Annotated in this window: 16 protein-coding genes; 10 read left to right on the forward strand and 6 right to left on the reverse strand. The window is 54.4% G+C overall.

Going from position 1 to position 17305, the window contains the following annotated elements:
* Window positions 1–63: 63 nt before the first annotated feature.
* From J0A66_RS02760 to J0A66_RS02770, 3 genes are all read left to right on the forward strand, one after another.
* Window positions 64–1233 carry a hydroxymethylglutaryl-CoA reductase gene (locus tag J0A66_RS02760; protein WP_206572230.1) on the forward strand — a complete coding sequence of 390 codons (1170 nt, stop codon included), beginning with the start codon at window positions 64–66 and terminating at the stop codon, window positions 1231–1233.
* Window positions 1234–1317: 84 nt separating this feature from the next.
* Window positions 1318–1731, forward strand: a complete 414-nt coding sequence (locus J0A66_RS02765) for a DUF192 domain-containing protein (RefSeq protein WP_206572231.1) — start codon at window positions 1318–1320, stop codon at window positions 1729–1731.
* Between the two features lie 87 nt (window positions 1732–1818).
* Window positions 1819–2199: a hypothetical protein gene (locus J0A66_RS02770; RefSeq protein WP_206572232.1), complete on the forward strand. Its 381-nt coding sequence runs from the start codon at window positions 1819–1821 to the stop codon at window positions 2197–2199.
* A 262-nt stretch (window positions 2200–2461) separates the two neighbouring features.
* Here J0A66_RS02770 and J0A66_RS02775 read toward each other — a convergent pair whose 3' ends face one another.
* Together J0A66_RS02775 and J0A66_RS02780 are read right to left on the reverse strand one after the other, a co-directional pair.
* The gene (locus tag J0A66_RS02775; protein WP_206572233.1) at window positions 2462–3235 is read right to left on the reverse strand and encodes a DUF748 domain-containing protein; all 774 of its coding nucleotides are present in this window, start codon (window positions 3233–3235) and stop codon (window positions 2462–2464) included.
* An 83-nt stretch (window positions 3236–3318) separates the two neighbouring features.
* Complete coding sequence (locus J0A66_RS02780; RefSeq protein ID WP_338143854.1) at window positions 3319–4242, reverse strand: 1-aminocyclopropane-1-carboxylate deaminase/D-cysteine desulfhydrase; 924 nt, start codon at window positions 4240–4242, stop codon at window positions 3319–3321.
* 33 nt (window positions 4243–4275) lie between these two features.
* Here J0A66_RS02780 and J0A66_RS02785 point away from each other — a divergent pair, with 33 nt between their 5' ends.
* On the forward strand, window positions 4276–4689 hold the full coding sequence (locus tag J0A66_RS02785) for an MAPEG family protein (protein ID WP_206572234.1): 414 nt from the start codon (window positions 4276–4278) through the stop codon (window positions 4687–4689).
* Here the strand turns inward: J0A66_RS02785 and aceK are convergent.
* Complete coding sequence (aceK, locus tag J0A66_RS02790) at window positions 4655–6361, reverse strand: bifunctional isocitrate dehydrogenase kinase/phosphatase (RefSeq protein WP_206572340.1); 1707 nt, start codon at window positions 6359–6361, stop codon at window positions 4655–4657. The genes J0A66_RS02785 and aceK overlap by 35 nt on opposite strands.
* Window positions 6362–6481: 120 nt before the next feature.
* Here aceK and J0A66_RS02795 point away from each other — a divergent pair, with 120 nt between their 5' ends.
* The 5 genes from J0A66_RS02795 (at window position 6482) to ung (ending at window position 12469) form a co-directional block, all read left to right on the forward strand.
* Window positions 6482–6868: a response regulator gene (locus J0A66_RS02795; RefSeq protein WP_338143855.1), complete on the forward strand. Its 387-nt coding sequence runs from the start codon at window positions 6482–6484 to the stop codon at window positions 6866–6868.
* 238 nt (window positions 6869–7106) lie between these two features.
* A complete protein-coding gene (thrA, locus tag J0A66_RS02800) occupies window positions 7107–9566 on the forward strand; it encodes a bifunctional aspartate kinase/homoserine dehydrogenase I (RefSeq protein ID WP_206572235.1) in 2460 nt (819 codons plus the stop codon).
* 6 nt (window positions 9567–9572) lie between these two features.
* Window positions 9573–10529, forward strand: coding sequence for a homoserine kinase (gene thrB, locus J0A66_RS02805; protein ID WP_206572236.1), 957 nt, complete (start codon window positions 9573–9575; stop codon window positions 10527–10529).
* Between the two features lie 3 nt (window positions 10530–10532).
* Window positions 10533–11813, forward strand: coding sequence for a threonine synthase (gene thrC, locus J0A66_RS02810; RefSeq protein WP_206572237.1), 1281 nt, complete (start codon window positions 10533–10535; stop codon window positions 11811–11813).
* Window positions 11810–12469: a uracil-DNA glycosylase gene (gene ung, locus J0A66_RS02815; protein WP_206572238.1), complete on the forward strand. Its 660-nt coding sequence runs from the start codon at window positions 11810–11812 to the stop codon at window positions 12467–12469. The genes thrC and ung overlap by 4 nt, the downstream gene beginning before the upstream one ends.
* A gap of 150 nt (window positions 12470–12619) precedes the next feature.
* On the opposite strand, the gene J0A66_RS02820 is transcribed toward ung, so the two are convergent.
* Window positions 12620–12796: a DUF3545 family protein gene (locus J0A66_RS02820; protein WP_206572239.1), complete on the reverse strand. Its 177-nt coding sequence runs from the start codon at window positions 12794–12796 to the stop codon at window positions 12620–12622.
* A gap of 339 nt (window positions 12797–13135) precedes the next feature.
* On the opposite strand from J0A66_RS02820, the gene J0A66_RS02825 reads away from it, so the two are divergent.
* Window positions 13136–14521, forward strand: coding sequence for a sensor histidine kinase (locus J0A66_RS02825; protein WP_206572240.1), 1386 nt, complete (start codon window positions 13136–13138; stop codon window positions 14519–14521).
* Window positions 14522–14557: 36 nt separating this feature from the next.
* Here J0A66_RS02825 and pgi read toward each other — a convergent pair whose 3' ends face one another.
* Both pgi and tal read right to left on the reverse strand, forming a co-directional pair.
* Window positions 14558–16207, reverse strand: coding sequence for a glucose-6-phosphate isomerase (gene pgi, locus J0A66_RS02830; protein ID WP_206572241.1), 1650 nt, complete (start codon window positions 16205–16207; stop codon window positions 14558–14560).
* Between the two features lie 91 nt (window positions 16208–16298).
* Entirely contained in the window at window positions 16299–17252 is a 954-nt protein-coding gene (gene tal, locus J0A66_RS02835; RefSeq protein WP_206572242.1) for a transaldolase, read from the reverse strand.
* Window positions 17253–17305: the final 53 nt, after the last annotated feature.

The following is a 17305-nucleotide window of genomic DNA, read 5'->3' on the forward strand; positions in this document are numbered from 1 at the left end:
TGAATTAACAAAGCGATATCAGTCTCCAACGCCTGTGGCTCACTGATGACAAAAGGACATGAAATGACAGATCGTCTGCCCAGAGACAGAAAAAATGATTACACCCAGGAAATGGCCAGCCAGCGCCGGGAATTTCTATCTGATAAGACAGGCGAAAGCCTGGAGCTCACCGGCCAGTACAGTATCGATCCTGCCGTCTTGCCGGGCAATATCGAAAATTTTATCGGCATAGTGCAAATGCCGGTGGGGATTGCCGGTCCGGTACAGGTTAATGGCGAACATGCCAACGGATTGTTTTATGTGCCCCTTGCCACCACCGAAGGCACACTTGTAGCCAGTTACAGCCGCGGTATGCGGGTGATCAATGAATGTGGCGGGGTAATGACCACCGTAGTAGAGCAATTCATGCAGCGGGCACCGGCCTTTTTATTTGAAAACGCCCGCCAGGCCAGGGATTTTGGCCAGTGGGTCAATGAGCACTTCGGAGAGATAGCTGAAGTGGCTCAGAGCACCAGCAGTATCGCCAAGCTGCAACATATCGAGCAATGGTCGGTGGCCCGCAGTCGTTACTTGCGCTTTAACTACACCACCGGCGATGCGGCGGGGCAAAACATGGTCAGTAAAGCCACGCTGGCGGCCAGTGAGTGGATCAAGGCCAATTCACCCATTCCCTGTGACTACCTGCTGTCCGGTAATATGGATACGGACAAGAAACACTCCCAGTTGAATATGATCCACAGCCGGGGCAGAAGGGTCATAGCCGAGATAGTTCTGAAAAAGGACGTGGTGCGCCGTATGCTGCACACCGATACCCGGATGATGGCTAAGGCGGCAGTCATGTCCAATATTGGCGCCAGGATAGCCGGCGCTGCCTACAATGGCCCCCATTCGGCCAACGGTATCGCCTCATTGTTTATTGCTACGGGCCAGGATGAGGCCAATGTGGTGGAATCCCATGCCGGTCATATGTCCCACGAGTTACTGGACAATGACGATCTCTATCTGTCGGTGACCCTGCCGTCCTTGATTGTGGCCACCTATGGCGGCGGCACCGGCCTGCCCACGCAAAAAGAATGTCTTAATCTGCTGGGGTGTTACGGCAAAGGCAAGGCCAACAAGCTGGCTGAAATCGTCGCCGCCACCGTCCTGGCGGGCGACATTTCCCTGGCCTGCGCGGTCATCGCAGGACACTGGGTCAGCAGCCATGACAGGCTGGGGCGTAACCGCCCCTGATAATTACCCTTGCGGTTTGATTGAAAAAAGTTGTCGGCAGGGATACCTTGTAGGGCGTTGATAACGACCCCACGAGGACTTTCCATGCGCCTGTTGAGCTTGCTTCTGATCGTTGTGTCTGTAACGGTGTCGGCCGTCGGCTTTGGCTCTGTGAAGGTCGCTTTCAATGACCGCTCCCTCACCCTGGAGCTGGCCAAGAGCTATGAGCAGCGAGCCATGGGACTGATGCACAGAGAAACTCTGTGTGAGGATTGCGGCATGCTGTTCGAGTATGCACAGCCCAGGGAAATCAGCATGTGGATGAAAAACACCCTGATTCCGCTGGATGTGGCGTACCTGGACGGGGAGGGGAGAGTCCTGTCCATCAAATCCATGCAGCCTCATGATTTGACACCTGTCAGCTCGGACCAACCGGCCAGTTATGCCTGGGAGATGAATCAGGGCTGGTTTGCTACCCAGGGAATCAAGCCGGGCGACAGGGTGCAGATAGGCCATTAGTCAAAGGGAAAGCAATGTCGAAAGTGACAGTCCCTAATACAATTCTTCTATACTATTTCCTTTATCGTACAGGCGGAATGTCAGGCATTGTTTGAACACGGCGCTTTCAAGCTCAAAGTGGAAGGCAGGGTACTGCACACTTTCCCCGAAGGCAGTTTCAACCAGCCAGGTCTGGTGAAATATCGTCAGGCCGTGCTGGATGAAGTTGCAGGTCTTTCAGGATGGGTTTTGTTTGAACACCCCAGAAATATTGCGGCGGTCACTAACGATGCCCTGACAGAACTCATCGATACCTACCGGCAAGCCCAGTTTAAGGGGTGCCTGGGGGTGGCCTGCGAGGTGGGCGCGCCGTTTGACAGTATCATCAGTGCCAGACTGGACGACAGCATCGAGATGCCGGTGTGTTTCTCACAGGATGAGGAGCAACTGCGGGACTTTGTCAGCCAGTTGCTCAGCGCTTCTTTCTGATACCAAGGGGTCGCATGAAGGTCTGGTGGCGCTAAATCGAATGCGTGCAACACAGGTAGCGGGCATTTTGTCTTCGCCCGCAAGGAGCGCCATGGATGGCGTGAAGTAGAACAACGCAGGAGCAGTTGTCGAGAGCGCCCAGAAAGGATTATTTCTGCGTTCCAGCTTCTCGACATCGCACCACTATGCCTTCGAAGCCGCCCCTTGGACTAATCCTTTGTGGGCAGCTCTGATTGCACTAAAGATTACTCCGACTGGTATCCTATTTTTTGTCCAGCAGGCCTTTCAATTTATCTTTGGCTTTGTCCATCAGTTCATCCTTTTTCTCATCCAGTTTTTCCCTGGCTTTGTCCTTCACTTTTTCACGGATTTGGTCTTTGGCCTGATCAATCAGATTGGCCAGCATGCTGTTCATAATGGCGCTTCCCACCTGGTCGGCAGGCAAGCCATCCGGCACCCCAACCGGGTCGGCCGAAAAGGTGGGCAAGGTGATATCGAAGACCTTCTGTTCAAGCTGCAAGTCGCCTGTTTCCAGTGCGCTGATATCCAGCCTCAGGCGCGCATTGCTGACGGTGACTTGCTGCACCGCCAGTAAAGGAGCTGGTCCCTGCGCAGGATCTTTCGCCTGGTCCCGGTTAGCTGGTAGCGCGCTTTGCAGGTTGTCTTTCAGTATCATCAGGTTGGCCTGCCCCTGTGCATTTACTTCGTAAAGAACCTCGGGGGCCTCGATCAACACTTCCTCAACCTGGTAGGGTTCGCTGGTGGCCGTACCCAGATCCAAGCGCACCTGGCCAAGATGAAAAGCCTGGTTATCCGAGTAACCTTTGGGATTGTCGATATCCAGGCCGGATATGGTCAGACGTGTCTCGGTCCAGACCAGCTCAACGCTGCTGACCGTCACCGGTGTACCCAGCACCTTGCTGCCCTGCTTTTCCAACTGGGTACGGATCAGTTCATCGGCGCCGGAGGCCAGATAAATAAAGGCTCCGGCAAGAGCGAGCAAGAGAACAAGCAGGATTAACAGGAGTTTTTTCATCGGGGCTTCCTTTGCGGTGGTTGTCAGGCAAATTGAATCAATTGCTGGTCCTTATCCTAGAGCAAACTCACCGGGTTACCAAATCATTCACTCCCGATGCGCTTACCCTGCAGGCCTCCGGTATGGAGGGCCAGCACCTTGCTGCCAGCAGGGAAAAAGCCGCTTTGGCACAGGGATTTAAGGGCAAAAAACAGCTTTCCGCTGTAGACAGGCTCTACGGGCAGACCTGTCTGCAGGCTGAAATGCCGGCAGAAATCCCGCAAGGGGGCGGGAGCTTTGGCATAACCGCCAAAATGAAAGTCATGGCATATCTGCCAGTCACAGGCGCCGGGATCGCTGACCAGATCCATCACCTCCTGTTCCAGATAGCCCCGCCCCCTGAGTACGGCAATGCCTATCAATTGGGCGCGGCAACGTGCCCTGATCAGTCCGGCCAGGGTACCGCCACTGCCCACAGGAAGAAGGATATGGGTAACATCCTGTTCCAGCTCATTTAACAGCTCCCCTACGCCCGGCAGTGCCTGGGGTTGGCTTCCGCCTTCTGGAATAATCAAGGCGTGAGGATGAACATGTTGCAGTTGTTGCAGGAAATCCGGCTCAGTTCGCCGGCGATAGTGTTGTTTATCCAGATAGCGGACCTGCGCGCCCCAGGCTTTCAGATCCTGCAGCATGGGGGTGGGTTGATGCCGATAGTCGCCCCTGATCAGGGCCGTCAACTGAATGCCCAGTTTCCAGCAACAATAACCCAGAGCATGCAGGTGGTTGGAGTGACCGCCGCCAAAGCTGACTATTTCTCCCACCTGAGCGCACAGACCATCAAGCAGGGCATATTTAAGCTTCCGCCATTTGTTGCCTGAGATAACCGGATGGATTAGATCGTCCCGCTTAATCCAGAGTTGCAGTGATTCGCAGCCCGGCCAGCCCGGATCGAGCTTCTGTACTGGCGAGGGCAGACTGATGCCCAGGCGGGAGATTAATTTTGCTTCAGCTTGCGGGTCGGTTGGCACTATGCTGATATGTCCTGAACTGGAGAACGACTAATGTACATGATTCTGCTTTGTCTGTTTATCGCCACCCTGCTGCCGATTCTGGCCAAGGCACCTCTGGCTTTGGCCCAGGTGCGCGATGGTGGTTACGACAATCATCATCCCCGCTCCCAGCAGGCCCGACTGACCGGATTTGGCGCCAGGGCCAAGGCTGGTCACGAAAACGCCTTCGAAGCCCTGGTACTGTTCACCCCCGGAGCCCTTGGGGTGATTGCCACCGACGCCGTCAGTATGTTTACCGAGACCCTGGCGGTGGGCTTTGTGCTGGCCAGGGTGGCTTATCATATCTGTTATCTGCTGGACTGGGACAAGCTACGCAGCCTGGTCTGGGCGACAGGCTTTATCTGCTCGTTGCTGTTGATGTGGGAAGCGGTCAGCCTGGTGGCCCTGCCGGATAGCGGCGGATAAAACGTTGCGATTCCGGGTAAGGCAGCACATCTTTCAGTTTGCCCCTGGCCACTTCCTGTTGGACCTGTCGCCACCAGCGGGGATCCATCAGTTCCGGGTGTAGCTGTTTCAACAGCGCCTTGAGATGGCGTTTTCCGACAATAAAGTGTTCGAATTGCTCAGGGAACACATCATCCGGTGCCACAGACAGGGTATCCAGCGCATAGGGATCGTCTGATCTGGGCAGTTCCCGGAAATTTCGCTCGGCCATATAACAGATCTCATCATAGTCATAGAAGATAACCCGGCCGTGGCGGGTAATGCCGAAGTTTTTATGCAGCATGTCACCGGGGAAAATGTTGGCAGCGGCAATCTGCTTGATGCAAAGACCCAGATCGTCGATGGCATGATGAATTTTCTGCTCGTCCGTTTCCTGCTCCAGAAAGATATTCAGCGGCGTCATTTTACGCTCAATATACAAATGGGTGATGATGATTTCAGTGTCAGTCAGTTCAATACTACTGCGGGCCACATCGAGAAGCTCGTCGAGCAGGGCCTGGCTGATCCTGTGTCTGGGCAGACGGAAGTTCACATATTCATGGGTGTCGGCCATGCGTCCGACCCTGTCATGCATCTTGACCAGCCGGTAGCAGTCTTTGACATGCTGCCGGGTGATTTTCTTGCTCTCGGCAAATTCGTCCTTGATCACCTTGAACACCACCCCATAGGAGGGCAGGTGAAAGACCGCCATCACCAGGCCGCGGATCCCCGGCGCCGCTTCGAACAGATCCTGACTTTGTTGCAGATGCTGGAGAAAATTGCGGTAAAAGACCGTTTTGCCATGTTTGTAGTAACCGAGGGATATATAGAGTTCAAAATGCTTCTTGTTGGGTAACAGTTCCTGCAGAAAAGCCACCACTTCGGCCGGATGTTGGGTATCCACCATAAAATAGGAACGGGCAAAGCCGAACAGCACGCTTAGATCCCGTTTGGCGGTCAGCAGGGTGTCGATAAAGAGCTGGCCCTGGCGGTTGTGGAGGATGGGCAGAATAAAGGGGATCTGCCGGTCATCTGCCCACATGCGGCCAATCAGATAGGCCGCCTTATTGCGGAAGAACACCGGCTGGAGAATTTCCACCGACCGAATCCGTGCAAGCTCCCGGGTGCTGAAGGTGTCACGTAAATAGCGTTCCACATACCCCAAGTCCCGGGGCATATCTTCAAACTCAAGCTTGAAACGATATCTGCCCATTATGGCAAGCAGGGTCTGGTTGATAGTGCCGCTGGCATCAAATTGGTTAACCAGGGATTGTCGCACCTGTCCGGCCAGATAGCAGCGACTGGGCAGCACAAACATGATGTCGTCGTCGATACGCCGGTGTTTGAAGAGCCGTCCGATGACCGAATTGTAAAAGGTCTCGGCCAATTCGAATTGCGGGTGATCGGCCAATTGTTTAAGGTATTGGTGCTTCAGGTCCAGCCAGAAGGTCTTATCCTGCAGGTGGGGATGGAGGCTCTGGTAAATGTCGCTGACAACGGCCGCCAGACTCTGGTCATAAATGGCAATACGTTCCCTGGAGGCGGCCTGGGCATCGGCCCACCTGGCCTGTTCAAAGCGTTGCTGCGCGGCACCGGTGATGCGGCTGTACCAGCGAAAGCTTTGTTCAAAACCCTTGAGGATTTGATAGGCCATAGCCTGTGGGTTAGAAGTTTGCAGCAAACCACCTCCGGACAGGGACGGTATGGAGTAAGGGCTGCCACCGTGGCGGCCGGACTAACCGACATAATAACGATAAAAGAGAAGGCAATACCAGTGAACGGATTTCCCATCTTGATTTGTGACGACTCTATGCTGGCCAGAAAGTCGGCCAGAAAAGCCCTGCCCAGGGACTGGCTGGTGGATGTCACCTATGCGGCCAATGGCCGGGAAGCCGTCCAGGCGCTGCAGAACCAACATTTTGGTCTGGTGCTGCTGGACCTGACCATGCCGGAGATGGACGGGGTGCAGATACTGGAAGCCATACGCGAGCATAAATGGGAAACTTTTGTGATCGTGATCTCGGGTGATATCCAGCCGCAAATGAAGGACAGGGTCATGAGTCTCGGGGCCCTGGATTTCATCAACAAACCGGTTAAAGCAGAACGCTTGGGGGCCATACTGGAAATGTACGGACTCTTTCAGGCCAGTCTGGTCGAATAACTTATAGCCAAATGGATTGTTGACGTATAGACGTCTATATGGCAAATTGAAACGCATGAAAACCATCCGCCACACCACCAGCATGATGACGATTACCACCCCAAGGGATGTGGTCGCTGGCTAGTGCGCAAAAGAAATACCAACAAGCCCGCGACCCAAAAGGAAGCGGGCTTTTTTAATTTCCGGGCCGGGGAAAAGCAACACCCGGAAGATTTGAGTTAAACAACAGGAGCAGCAGATGAAGGTAATGAAATTTGGGGGGTCTTCCCTGGCCGATGCCGAACGATACTTGATGGTCAAGGACATTACCCTGCAAACCCATCTGCAAACCGGCGCTGCGGTGGTATTGTCCGCACCCAAGGGCGTCACGAATGCCCTCTCGCTGCTGGTGGATCTGGCCATTGCCGGGAAAGATTACCAGGAATTGTTCGAAAAACTTTCCATGACCCTTAACGGCATCGTCAATGAGCTGGCCATTAAACTCCCCGGTTTCGACGATCAACGTTTGCTGGCGTATATCGACGAGCTGCTGACTGAACTTCACCATAACCTCGAGGGTATCAGGCTGATTCATTGCAGCCCCGATGCGGTTACAGCCAAGATTCTCAGCCTGGGTGAATATGTCAGCGTCAATATTTTCAGCGGCGTTATCAGCGCCCTGGGCCATGACAACCTGATTATCGACCCGGTCCGATATGTGCTGGCCGAGGGCGATTATCTTGACAGTATTGCCGATGTGGCGGTCAGCAAAGCCAGATTTGACGATGTGCCCACAGGCAAGGGGACCATGCTGATCATGCCCGGCTTCGTGGCGGCTAACGATAAGGGTGAAAAAGTCACGCTGGGCCGCAATGGTTCAGACTATTCCGCTGCCATCCTGGCCGCCTGTATCGACTCTGACTGCTGTGAAATCTGGACCGATGTGGACGGGGTTTACAATGCCGACCCCAATCAGGTGGAAGGAGCGGTGCTGCTGGATAAGCTGACCTACCAGGAAGCCATGGAGCTGTCGTATTTCGGCGCCAAGGTGCTGCACCCCAAAACCATCGGCCCCATTGCCCAGCATCATATCCCCTGTCTGATCCGCAATACCCTTAATCCCAGCGCTCCGGGTACCCTGATCAGCAATGAACCCAGCGAAGTCTGGACCAGCGTCAAGGGCATTTCTCACTTGTCTGACATCACCATGTTCAACGTGGCCGGTCCCGGCATGAAGGGCATGGTGGGCATGGCCAGCCGGGTGTTTGAGGTGATTTCCAATGGGAATATCTCTATCAGCCTGATTACCCAGTCCTCCAGCGAATACAGCATCAGCTTCTGTATCCACAGTAAGGACGCCAATCGTGCCCTGGCCCTGCTGGAGGAGGCATTCAAGCTGGAATTGGCCAATCAGTTGTTGGAGCCTATTGAAATGCGCCAGGAACTGGCCATTGTCACCCTGGTGGGGGACGGCATGCGCAAGGTCAAGGGGCTGGCGGCCAAGTTCTTCAGTTCCCTGGCCCAGGCGCGGGTAAATATCGTCGCCATTGCCCAGGGGTCCTCTGAGCGATCCATTTCCGCCGTTATCGAATCTCACAAAGCCAGGGAGGCCGTGAAGGTCGTGCACCAGAATTTCTTCTCCAATCTCCACACAATCGATGCCTTTCTGGTCGGTTGCGGCACGGTGGGCAGTGAATTGCTCAGTCAGATAAGTCGCCAGCAGAAACAACTGCTGAACCGCAATATCAGCCTTAAAGTATATGGCATAGCCAACAGCCGGGCCCTGTTGCTGCGGCCCGGCGGCATCGAGCTGGAAAACGGCTGGCGTGACCAGCTCGGTCAGAGCAAACAAACCCTGTCATTACCGGTACTCGAAGAGTTCGTGCAGGAAAACAGCTTGGTCAATCCGGTGATTATCGATTGCACCACCAGTACCCAGGTGGCCGATCAGTATCTGGACATGATGCAGGCGGGCTTTCATGTGGTCACGCCCAACAAAAAGGCCAATACCAAGGGAATGGATTTTTATGCTGCCCTGCGTGAAACGGCCCAGAAGACCCGCCGCCAGTTTCTGTATGAAACCACAGTAGGTGCCGGCCTGCCTGTCATCGACAACCTGCAGAAACTGATCTATGCGGGGGATGAACTGGTGCGTTTTGAGGGCATACTGTCAGGCTCCCTGTCCTTTATTTTCGGTAAGCTCGAAGAGGGGTTGAGCCTGTCCGAAGCGACCCGCATCGCCCGTGAAAAAGGTTATACCGAGCCGGATCCCAGGGACGATCTGAGTGGCATGGATGTAGCCCGAAAACTGCTGATCATGGCCCGCGAATCGGGTCTGCAGCGGGAGCTTCAAGATATCGAGATCGAATCCATTCTGCCCGACGATTTTGATGACTCAGGTTCAGTTCAGACGTTTCTCGACAATCTGGTCACCCTGGATCCTGTCTATCAGGAATTGCTGCAAAGGGCGCAACAAGAGGGTAAGGTATTGCGCTATGTAGGAACCATCGAACAAGGCCAGTGCAAAGTGGGCATCCAGGCAGTGGACAGCAAACATCCCCTGTACGTAGTCAAGGATGGGGAAAATGCCCTGGCTATCCACAGTCATTATTATCAGCCCATTCCCTTTGTGATCCGCGGTTATGGGGCTGGTGCGGCAGTGACCGCGGCCGGCGTCTTTGCCGATGTATTGCGCACTATGCCCTGGAAGCAGGAGTAAGCCAACATGGCGTATGAGCGGTATCGGGCCTATGCGCCCGCCTCCATAGGAAATGTCAGTCTGGGCTTTGATTTACTGGGTGCTGCGTTGCGTCCGGTTGACGGCAGTCCACTGGGCGATGAAGTCGAAGTGTTGCCGGCAGACAGTTATTCACTGCAAATCCAGGGGCCCTTTGCCCACAAGCTGCCCGACAATCCCGACGAGAACATTCTGACCCATTGTTACCATCACTTTATCAACCGGCTGGCTGAACGGGGTGGTAAGGTTGCTCCCTGTGCCATGGTATTGTATAAAAATCTGCCTATTGGCAGCGGCCTTGGCTCAAGCGCCAGTTCGGTGGTGGCGGCTTTGCATGGCCTGAACGCCTATTACGGTGAGCCCTTCAATGCCGATGAAATGCTGCTGATGATGGGAGAACTGGAAGGGCAAATCAGCGGCAGCGTCCACTACGATAATGTGGCTCCCTGTTATTTGGGTGGGTTGGTGTTGATGGCGGGGCAGGTCGGCAATATCGCCCTGTCCCTGCCGGTGTTTGACGACTGGTACTGGGTGATCTGTTACTCGGGCATCAAGGTGTCCACTGCCGAGGCCCGGGCGATTTTGCCCAAAATGATTACTATGACCGATACCCTGACTTTCGGTCGCCAGTTGGGCGTCTTTGTGCATGCCCTGCATAGCGGAAATCGCAAGCTGGCAGCGTCGGTCATGCAGGATGTCATCGCCGAGCCCCATCGCAAACGGCTGTTACCCGGTTTCGATGCCGCCCGTGATTATGCCACGGGGCAGGGCGCGCTGGCTTTCGGTATCTCCGGCTCAGGGCCCACAGTGTTTGCTGTCAGTGAGCAGTTGGACCGGGCCAATCGTATCCGCGACTGGCTGGCACAGCATTATGTGCAAAATGCCGATGGCTTCAGCCATGTTTGTCAATTGGACCTGCATGGGTCCAGCGTAAAAAAGGTATAGAGATTGGAACTGTTTAACTTAAAGGAACCCGGCGAGCGGGTCAGCTTTGCCCAGGCCGTCAAGCAAGGCCTGGGCAGCAAACAGGGGCTGTTCTTTCCCGCCCACCTGCCCCGTTTTGAAGACATAGACGCCTTGCTGAAACTGCCGTTGGCAGAAAGGAGCAGCGAGATATTGTCGCGTCTTATCGGCAGTGAAATACCGAGGAACAGGCTGGACGACATGGTTGCCACGGCGTTCAATTTCCCGGCGCCCCTGGCCAAAGTAGAAGACAATGTTTATTGCCTGGAGCTGTTCCACGGGCCCACCCTGGCCTTCAAGGATTTTGGCGCCAGGTTTATGGCCCAGTGCCTGGCCGAGCTGGCCAAAGGTGAGAAGATTACCATTCTGACTGCAACCTCGGGAGATACTGGAGCCGCGGTTGCCCATGCCTTTCACGGTCTGGACAATATCCAGGTGGTGATCCTCTATCCTAAGGACAAGATCAGCCTGTTGCAGGAAAAGCTTTTCACAACCCTGGGTGACAATATTCACACCATTGCCATCGAAGGGGATTTCGACCAGTGCCAGCAACTGGTAAAAAGCAGTTTCGATGACGAAGAAACCCGTCAGGGCCTGCACCTCAATTCGGCCAATTCCATTAATATCAGTCGCCTGCTGGCGCAAATCTGTTACTACTTTGAAGCCGTGGCCCAACTGGAACAGCGAGACAACCTGCTGATATCGGTACCGTCAGGCAACTTTGGCAACCTGACCGCCGGCATGTTCGCCCGCGTACTGGGCCTGCCCGTTCAGCGCTTTGTGGCGTCGACCAACCTGAACGACACGGTGCCACGCTACTGGCGCAGTGGCCAGTGGCAACCCAGGGCCACGAAGGCAACCTTGTCCAATGCTATGGATGTCAGTCAGCCCAACAATTGGCCGAGGATCGAAGCCCTGTTTGAGCAAGGTTATCTGGACAAAGCCCTGTTGAGAACCGACGCCATCGACGAGGAATATACCCAATTATCCATGCGTCAGCTGGCTGCCCTGGGTTATATCAGTGAGCCTCATGCGGCGGTGGCCTATAAGGCACTTACCCGTGCCCTTGAGCAAGGCCAGACAGGAATATTCCTGGGCACCGCCCATCCGGCCAAGTTCCGTGACACAGTGGAGAACGTGCTGGGGCAACCCATCAGTCTGCCGCCTGCCCTGGCGGAAGTGGCGGGTAAGGAAGGACTGTCTCTTTGCCAGGGAGCCGATTATCCGGCCTTGAAGAAGACCCTGTTTGAACTGGTGGGCGAGTGACGAGCTGGCAGGATATTCTGGGCGCTGAGAAGGAAAAGCCCTATTTCAGGAAAATCATGCAATTCGTGCAGGAGGAGCGTGAGGCCAATAAGGTCATCTACCCCCCCAGGGAGGATGTCTTCAACGCATTCAAGATGACGCCGCTGGAGAAAGTCAGGGTAGTTATCCTGGGGCAGGATCCCTACCATGGTCCCAATCAGGCTCATGGCCTGTGTTTTTCCGTGCAGCCAGGTGTCGCCCCGCCCCCTTCACTGGTGAACATATTCAAGGAATTACAGCAGGACATTGCCGGCTTTCACTATCCGGACCATGGTTGTCTGACCCATTGGGCAGAACAGGGTGTGTTACTGCTTAATACAGTGCTGACGGTACAGCAGGGCCAGGCTCACTCCCATGCCAAGATAGGTTGGGAGGAATTTACAGACAAAGTAATTGAGCAACTGAATCAGCACTGTGAAGGGCTGGTCTTCCTGTTATGGGGCAGCCATGCCCAGAAAAAGGGCAGCATAGTGGACAGGAGCCGCCATTGTGTCATGACTGCTCCGCACCCCAGCCCGTTGTCTGCGCACAGGGGTTTTTTCGGCTGCAAACACTTTTCCCGCACCAACGTCTATCTGCAAGAACAGGGAAAATACCCCATCGACTGGCAGATTTAGCCTGATTGAGCACCCGTCAATCTTTCAAGCAGCCGTAACGCCGGATGAGCGGATTTCAGCCTCCGCTGCTGATCATAATCTAATCATTCGGTGCTCCAGGGTTACCTGAACTGAAATGCAAAAAGCCCTGCAGGGCAGGGCTTTTTCGGGTTACATTTCGGATTCGCTCAGTTCGTAATCCAGTAGCATGTCCATATCGGCCAGTTCGCGGCGAAGCCGGTACTGGTCGTGTATGGCTTCGATCTCTCTCCACTTACGTTTTTTGCTTTTGTTCTTGGCGGGACGGGACTCTAAGTCGAGCATAGACATCAAATCTGACTGATCCACGTGAGATCTCCTTGTTTGTTTACCGCATCTATTGTGTACCACAGCTGAAACTAAAGTAGAACAGCTTTTTTTACTTTTTATTAACAAATCGTGACGCTTTTGTGACATCAGGGCAGGTTATTGATCCTGAGGAGCAAATTCCCTGTAATGATCAAGCAGACCTACGCAAGTCTTATACCAAAAAGCGAAGGAGTGGGTTTCCCTCTGTCCGGTTGTGCAGGTCAGCCGTAAGCCCTTTGTATGGATCTGCGCTAGGATTACCTTGATGTGTAAGAACGGGGATTAATCCGGTTGGTATCATTCCGGTAAACGGCCCCAGAGGTCGACAGAAGGATTGCTATGTTGCCCACTCTGGAAAACCTGCTGCTCGAAGTCTCCAAGTCGTCTCTGATCGATAAAGGAGATATGAATGAGGCGGAAGAACTCATTCTGCACAGTCTGCTCAAGGGACTCTCCATCAAACGGGCCGGAATCTGGATGCTGGATGAAGCATCCAGCAGCATTCGCTGCTCCTTGCAGATCGATTTGCATCACCAGACTCATGGGGAAGACATGGTCCTGACCCGGGACCAATATCCCAGGTACTTCCAGGCACTGGACAGCGAACGGGCTATTGCCGCCCACGATGCCCGCAGCCACTCGGCAACCCGTGAATTCACCGAAGGTTATCTTGAGCCTCTGGGAATTACTTCCCTGCTGGATTTGCCCATTCGTCACCGCGGTAACATGGTCGGCATAGTCTGCTGCGAGCATATAGGTAAGCCCAGAGTATGGACCGAAGATGAACTGACTTTCTCCGCTGCCCTGGCCGATCTGGTAGGCCGGGCCATCAGCGCCAAAGAGCGCGACGACTACGCCAGACAACTGGAACAGACCAATCAGTCATTGGAACAACTGGTAAATAAACGAACGGCCAGCCTGGAACAGACTCTGGAAACCCTGAAAATGGCCCAGCAACAGCTGATTGAGAATGAAAAGATGGCCAGCCTGGGCAGTCTGGTCTCCGGAGTAGCCCATGAGGTCAATACTCCTCTGGGTATCGCGGTCACCGGCGCCAGCCACTGCCAGTATCTGCTCACCACCCTGAACGAAGCTGTGCTGAGCAATACCCTCTCGAAAAAGGCCATGCAGTCCAAGCTAAGCAATATGGGTCAGAGTCTCAAACTGGTGAATGACAATCTGCAGCGGGCGGCAGAGCTGATCCAGAACTTTAAGAAAACCGCTGTGGATCAGCATAATCTGGCCCTGACAGATTTTGAGCTGAGCGACTATGTTCACATAGTGATGTCCAGCCTGATGCCGCTGCTCAAGACCCGTCAGGTGAAACTGGATTTGCAGGCCCCCGGGTCTTTCGCCATGCATAGCTATCCGGGAGCTCTGGCACAGATCCTGACCAATCTGGCCAACAATGCCTGTACCCACGCCTTTGATAATGGTCAGGACAACCAGATTCAGGTCCGCATCAGGCCACATAATGGCCAACAGGTGGAAATCCTGTTCGTGGACAATGGCAAGGGTATGGAAGAGGGCGTCCTGAAACAGATATTCCTACCGTTTTTTACCACTAAAAGAGGTCAGGGCGGCTCGGGCCTGGGATTGTCCATCTGTTATAACCTGGCCACCGCCAAACTTAAGGGCAGCATCAAGGCCGAGTCACACCCGGGGCAGGGGAGCTGCTTCAGACTCACCCTGCCGACCCGGGTCGATGCTGAGGCCGGCAAGTGACACAGTGACAGTCACCGGGACGTCTTGCCGGGCAACTTAAGCCCCCGGGTTGGCTTGTCTGAAATGACTGATCAGGGCATTGGTGGAGGCGTCGAAGTCCAGATCGGCATCGGCCTTCTGCAGTTTGGCGAGGATATTGTTACCCAGCACTTTACCCAGCTCCACCCCCCACTGATCGAAGGAATTCACCCCCCAGATAGCACCCTGCACAAAGACTTTATGCTCATACAGCGCCACGAGTGCCCCCAGCGTCCTGGCATCCAGCTGTCCGAACAGTAACGTGTTGCTCGGCTTGTTCCCCGGCATGGTCTTATGGGTGGCCAGGGAAACGCGTTTATCTTCGCTGAGCCCTTTTCCAGCCAGTTCCGCATAGGCTTCATCATAGCTCTTGCCCTGCATCAGCGCCTGGCTCTGGCCAAAGCAGTTGGACGCCAGCATGGCATGGTGAGCCTCGTTCTGGTTGTGGACATTCAGCGGCAGCATGAAATCCGCCGGGATCAGCACTTGTCCCTGATGAATCAACTGATGAAATGAGTGTTGCCCGTTGGTGCCTTCACTGCCCCAGATAACCGGTCCGGTAGAGTAATCAACCTGTTCTGCATTGCCGGCGACGGACTTGCCGTTGCTTTCCATGTCAAGCTGCTGAACATAAGCGGGGAAACCACGCAGGTAGTGATAATAGGGCAACAGCACATGGCTCTGGGCTCCGAAGAAATTCACATACCAGATTCCCAGCAGCGCCATCAGAACCGGCAGGTTCTGCTGCATGGGAGCTTCGGCAAAGTGGCGATCCATGGCATAGGCGCCTTCGAGCAGCTCGCGATAATGTTTATAGCCAAGCCCCAGTGCAATGGGCAGGCCGATGGCCGACCAGAGGGAGTAGCGTCCGCCGACCCAGTCCCACATGGGAAAAATATTCTCCTCGTCGATGCCAAATTCGGTAGCCGCCTGGATATTGGAGGACACGCAGATAAAGTGCCTGGCGATATCCTGCCGGCCACCGCCGGATTTCAGGAACCAGTCTCTGGCCGTCAGGGTATTCTGCAGGGTTTCCTGTGTGGTAAAGGATTTGGAGGACATGACCAGCAGGGTTTCTTCATGGTCGAGGCCAGACAGCACGTCCTGAATATGGCAGCCGTCCACGTTAGCCACGAAATGTAATGTGATGGCCTGGTGCCAATAGGGTTTAAGGGCTTCGAACATAATCTTGGGGCCCAGAAAAGAGCCACCAATGCCTATGCTGACCACCTGTTTTATAGGCTTGCCCGTATAGCCTTTGTGTTGTCCTGAATGAATGCGCTCGACAAAGTTTCTGATCTTGTCCTGGGTGGCCAGCACTTCTGGCATGACATCTTCACCGTTCACCATTACCGGTTTACCGGAAAAATTACGCAGAGCCGTATGTAAAACGGCCCGACCCTCAGTATGGTTGACTATCTCGCCGGCAAACATGGCGTCACGCTTATTGCCCACCTGCCGCTCGTTGGCCAGGTCAAACAAGCCTGCGAGGATTTGGTCATTAATCAGATTCTTTGAGTAATCCAGTCGGATGCCGCAGGCTTCCAGGCTGTAACGGTCTGCTCTCCCCGGATCCTGATTAAACCAGTCACGCATATGCTCGCCGGCCAGGTTTCTGCTCAGGGATTGCAGCTGTTGCCAGGCAGGCAATTGGGTCAGGCTCGTCATATTCTCTCCACGTCAGGGTGGCCGCTAGCACCGGCCAGAATGCTTAAAATAACAAGCCCGCACAGCGGGCTCGATTCAAAGGGCACAGGAATCAGAAAAAGCCCTTGAGCATGGTTTCCAGTTTGACCTGGTCGGCGGCAAAGTTGCGAATGCCCTGGGCCAGTTTCTCGGTGGCCATGGCGTCTTCATTCATCTGCCAGCGGAAGTTCTGCTCATCGATGCGCTCACCCGGCTGTTTGGTCTTGCCCTGGTCTTTGAGCCTGGTCTCCAGCGGTGTGTCGGTCTGTGCCAGTTGCTCAAGCAGGTCCGGGCTGATCGTCAGTCGGTCACAGCCTGCCAGTTCAGTGATTTCACCAACGTTGCGGAAGCTGGCGCCCATCACCACCGTTTTGTAGCCATGGTCCTTATAATACTGATAAATCTGCGTCACAGACTGTACGCCCGGATCCTCTGCAGGCGCATAGTCCTTCTTGTCCGTATTGGCTTTGTACCAGTCCAGGATGCGGCCGACAAACGGGGAAATCAGAAACACGCCGGCTTCGGCGCAGGCCCTGGCCTGGACAAAGCTGAATAAAAGGGTAAGGTTACAGTTGATACCTTCCTGCTCCAGTTTCTCCGCGGCACGAATACCTTCCCAGGTGGAAGCCAGCTTAATCAGGATACGTTCTTTGCCTATACCGGCCTGTTTATACAGGCCAACCAGCTTGCGGGCTTTTTCAATACTGCCCTGTGTATCAAATGACAGTCGTGCATCCACTTCGGTGGAGATGCGACCGGGAATCAGGTTGAGAATTTCGCAACCTATATTGACCGCCAGCATGTCGCCGGCATCGATAATCTGCTGCTGCTCATCATTGGACTGACTCTTGGCCCAGGCCACGGATTTTTCGATCAGAGCCTGATACTGGGGCAACTGGGCGGCTTTGAGCAGCAGGGAAGGGTTGGTGGTGGCATCAACGGGATGGTATTTCCGGATCGCTTCGATATCGCCCGTGTCGGCGACCACAGTAGTAATTTTCTTTAAAGACTCCAGTTGATTAGCCATGGCATCCTCTTTATGTAATTTGATTACGTAAATTTACAACAAAAAGCCGCTGT

It is taken from the genome of Bowmanella dokdonensis, assembly GCF_017254865.1.
GTDB lineage: Bacteria > Pseudomonadota > Gammaproteobacteria > Enterobacterales > Alteromonadaceae > Bowmanella > Bowmanella dokdonensis.

Coding starts and splice junctions, on each gene's coding strand:
- J0A66_RS02775 (WP_206572233.1), bottom strand. CDS start 3,235: ATGAAAAAACTCCTGTTAATCCTGCTTGTTCTCTTGCTCGCTCTTGCC.
- J0A66_RS02760 (WP_206572230.1), top strand. CDS start 64: ATGACAGATCGTCTGCCCAGAGACAGAAAAAATGATTACACCCAGGAA.
- thrA (WP_206572235.1), top strand. CDS start 7,107: ATGAAGGTAATGAAATTTGGGGGGTCTTCCCTGGCCGATGCCGAACGA.
- thrB (WP_206572236.1), top strand. CDS start 9,573: ATGGCGTATGAGCGGTATCGGGCCTATGCGCCCGCCTCCATAGGAAAT.
- tal (WP_206572242.1), bottom strand. CDS start 17,252: ATGGCTAATCAACTGGAGTCTTTAAAGAAAATTACTACTGTGGTCGCC.
- aceK (WP_206572340.1), bottom strand. CDS start 6,361: ATGGCCTATCAAATCCTCAAGGGTTTTGAACAAAGCTTTCGCTGGTAC.
- J0A66_RS02765 (WP_206572231.1), top strand. CDS start 1,318: ATGCGCCTGTTGAGCTTGCTTCTGATCGTTGTGTCTGTAACGGTGTCG.
- J0A66_RS02825 (WP_206572240.1), top strand. CDS start 13,136: ATGTTGCCCACTCTGGAAAACCTGCTGCTCGAAGTCTCCAAGTCGTCT.
- J0A66_RS02785 (WP_206572234.1), top strand. CDS start 4,276: ATGTACATGATTCTGCTTTGTCTGTTTATCGCCACCCTGCTGCCGATT.
- pgi (WP_206572241.1), bottom strand. CDS start 16,207: ATGACGAGCCTGACCCAATTGCCTGCCTGGCAACAGCTGCAATCCCTG.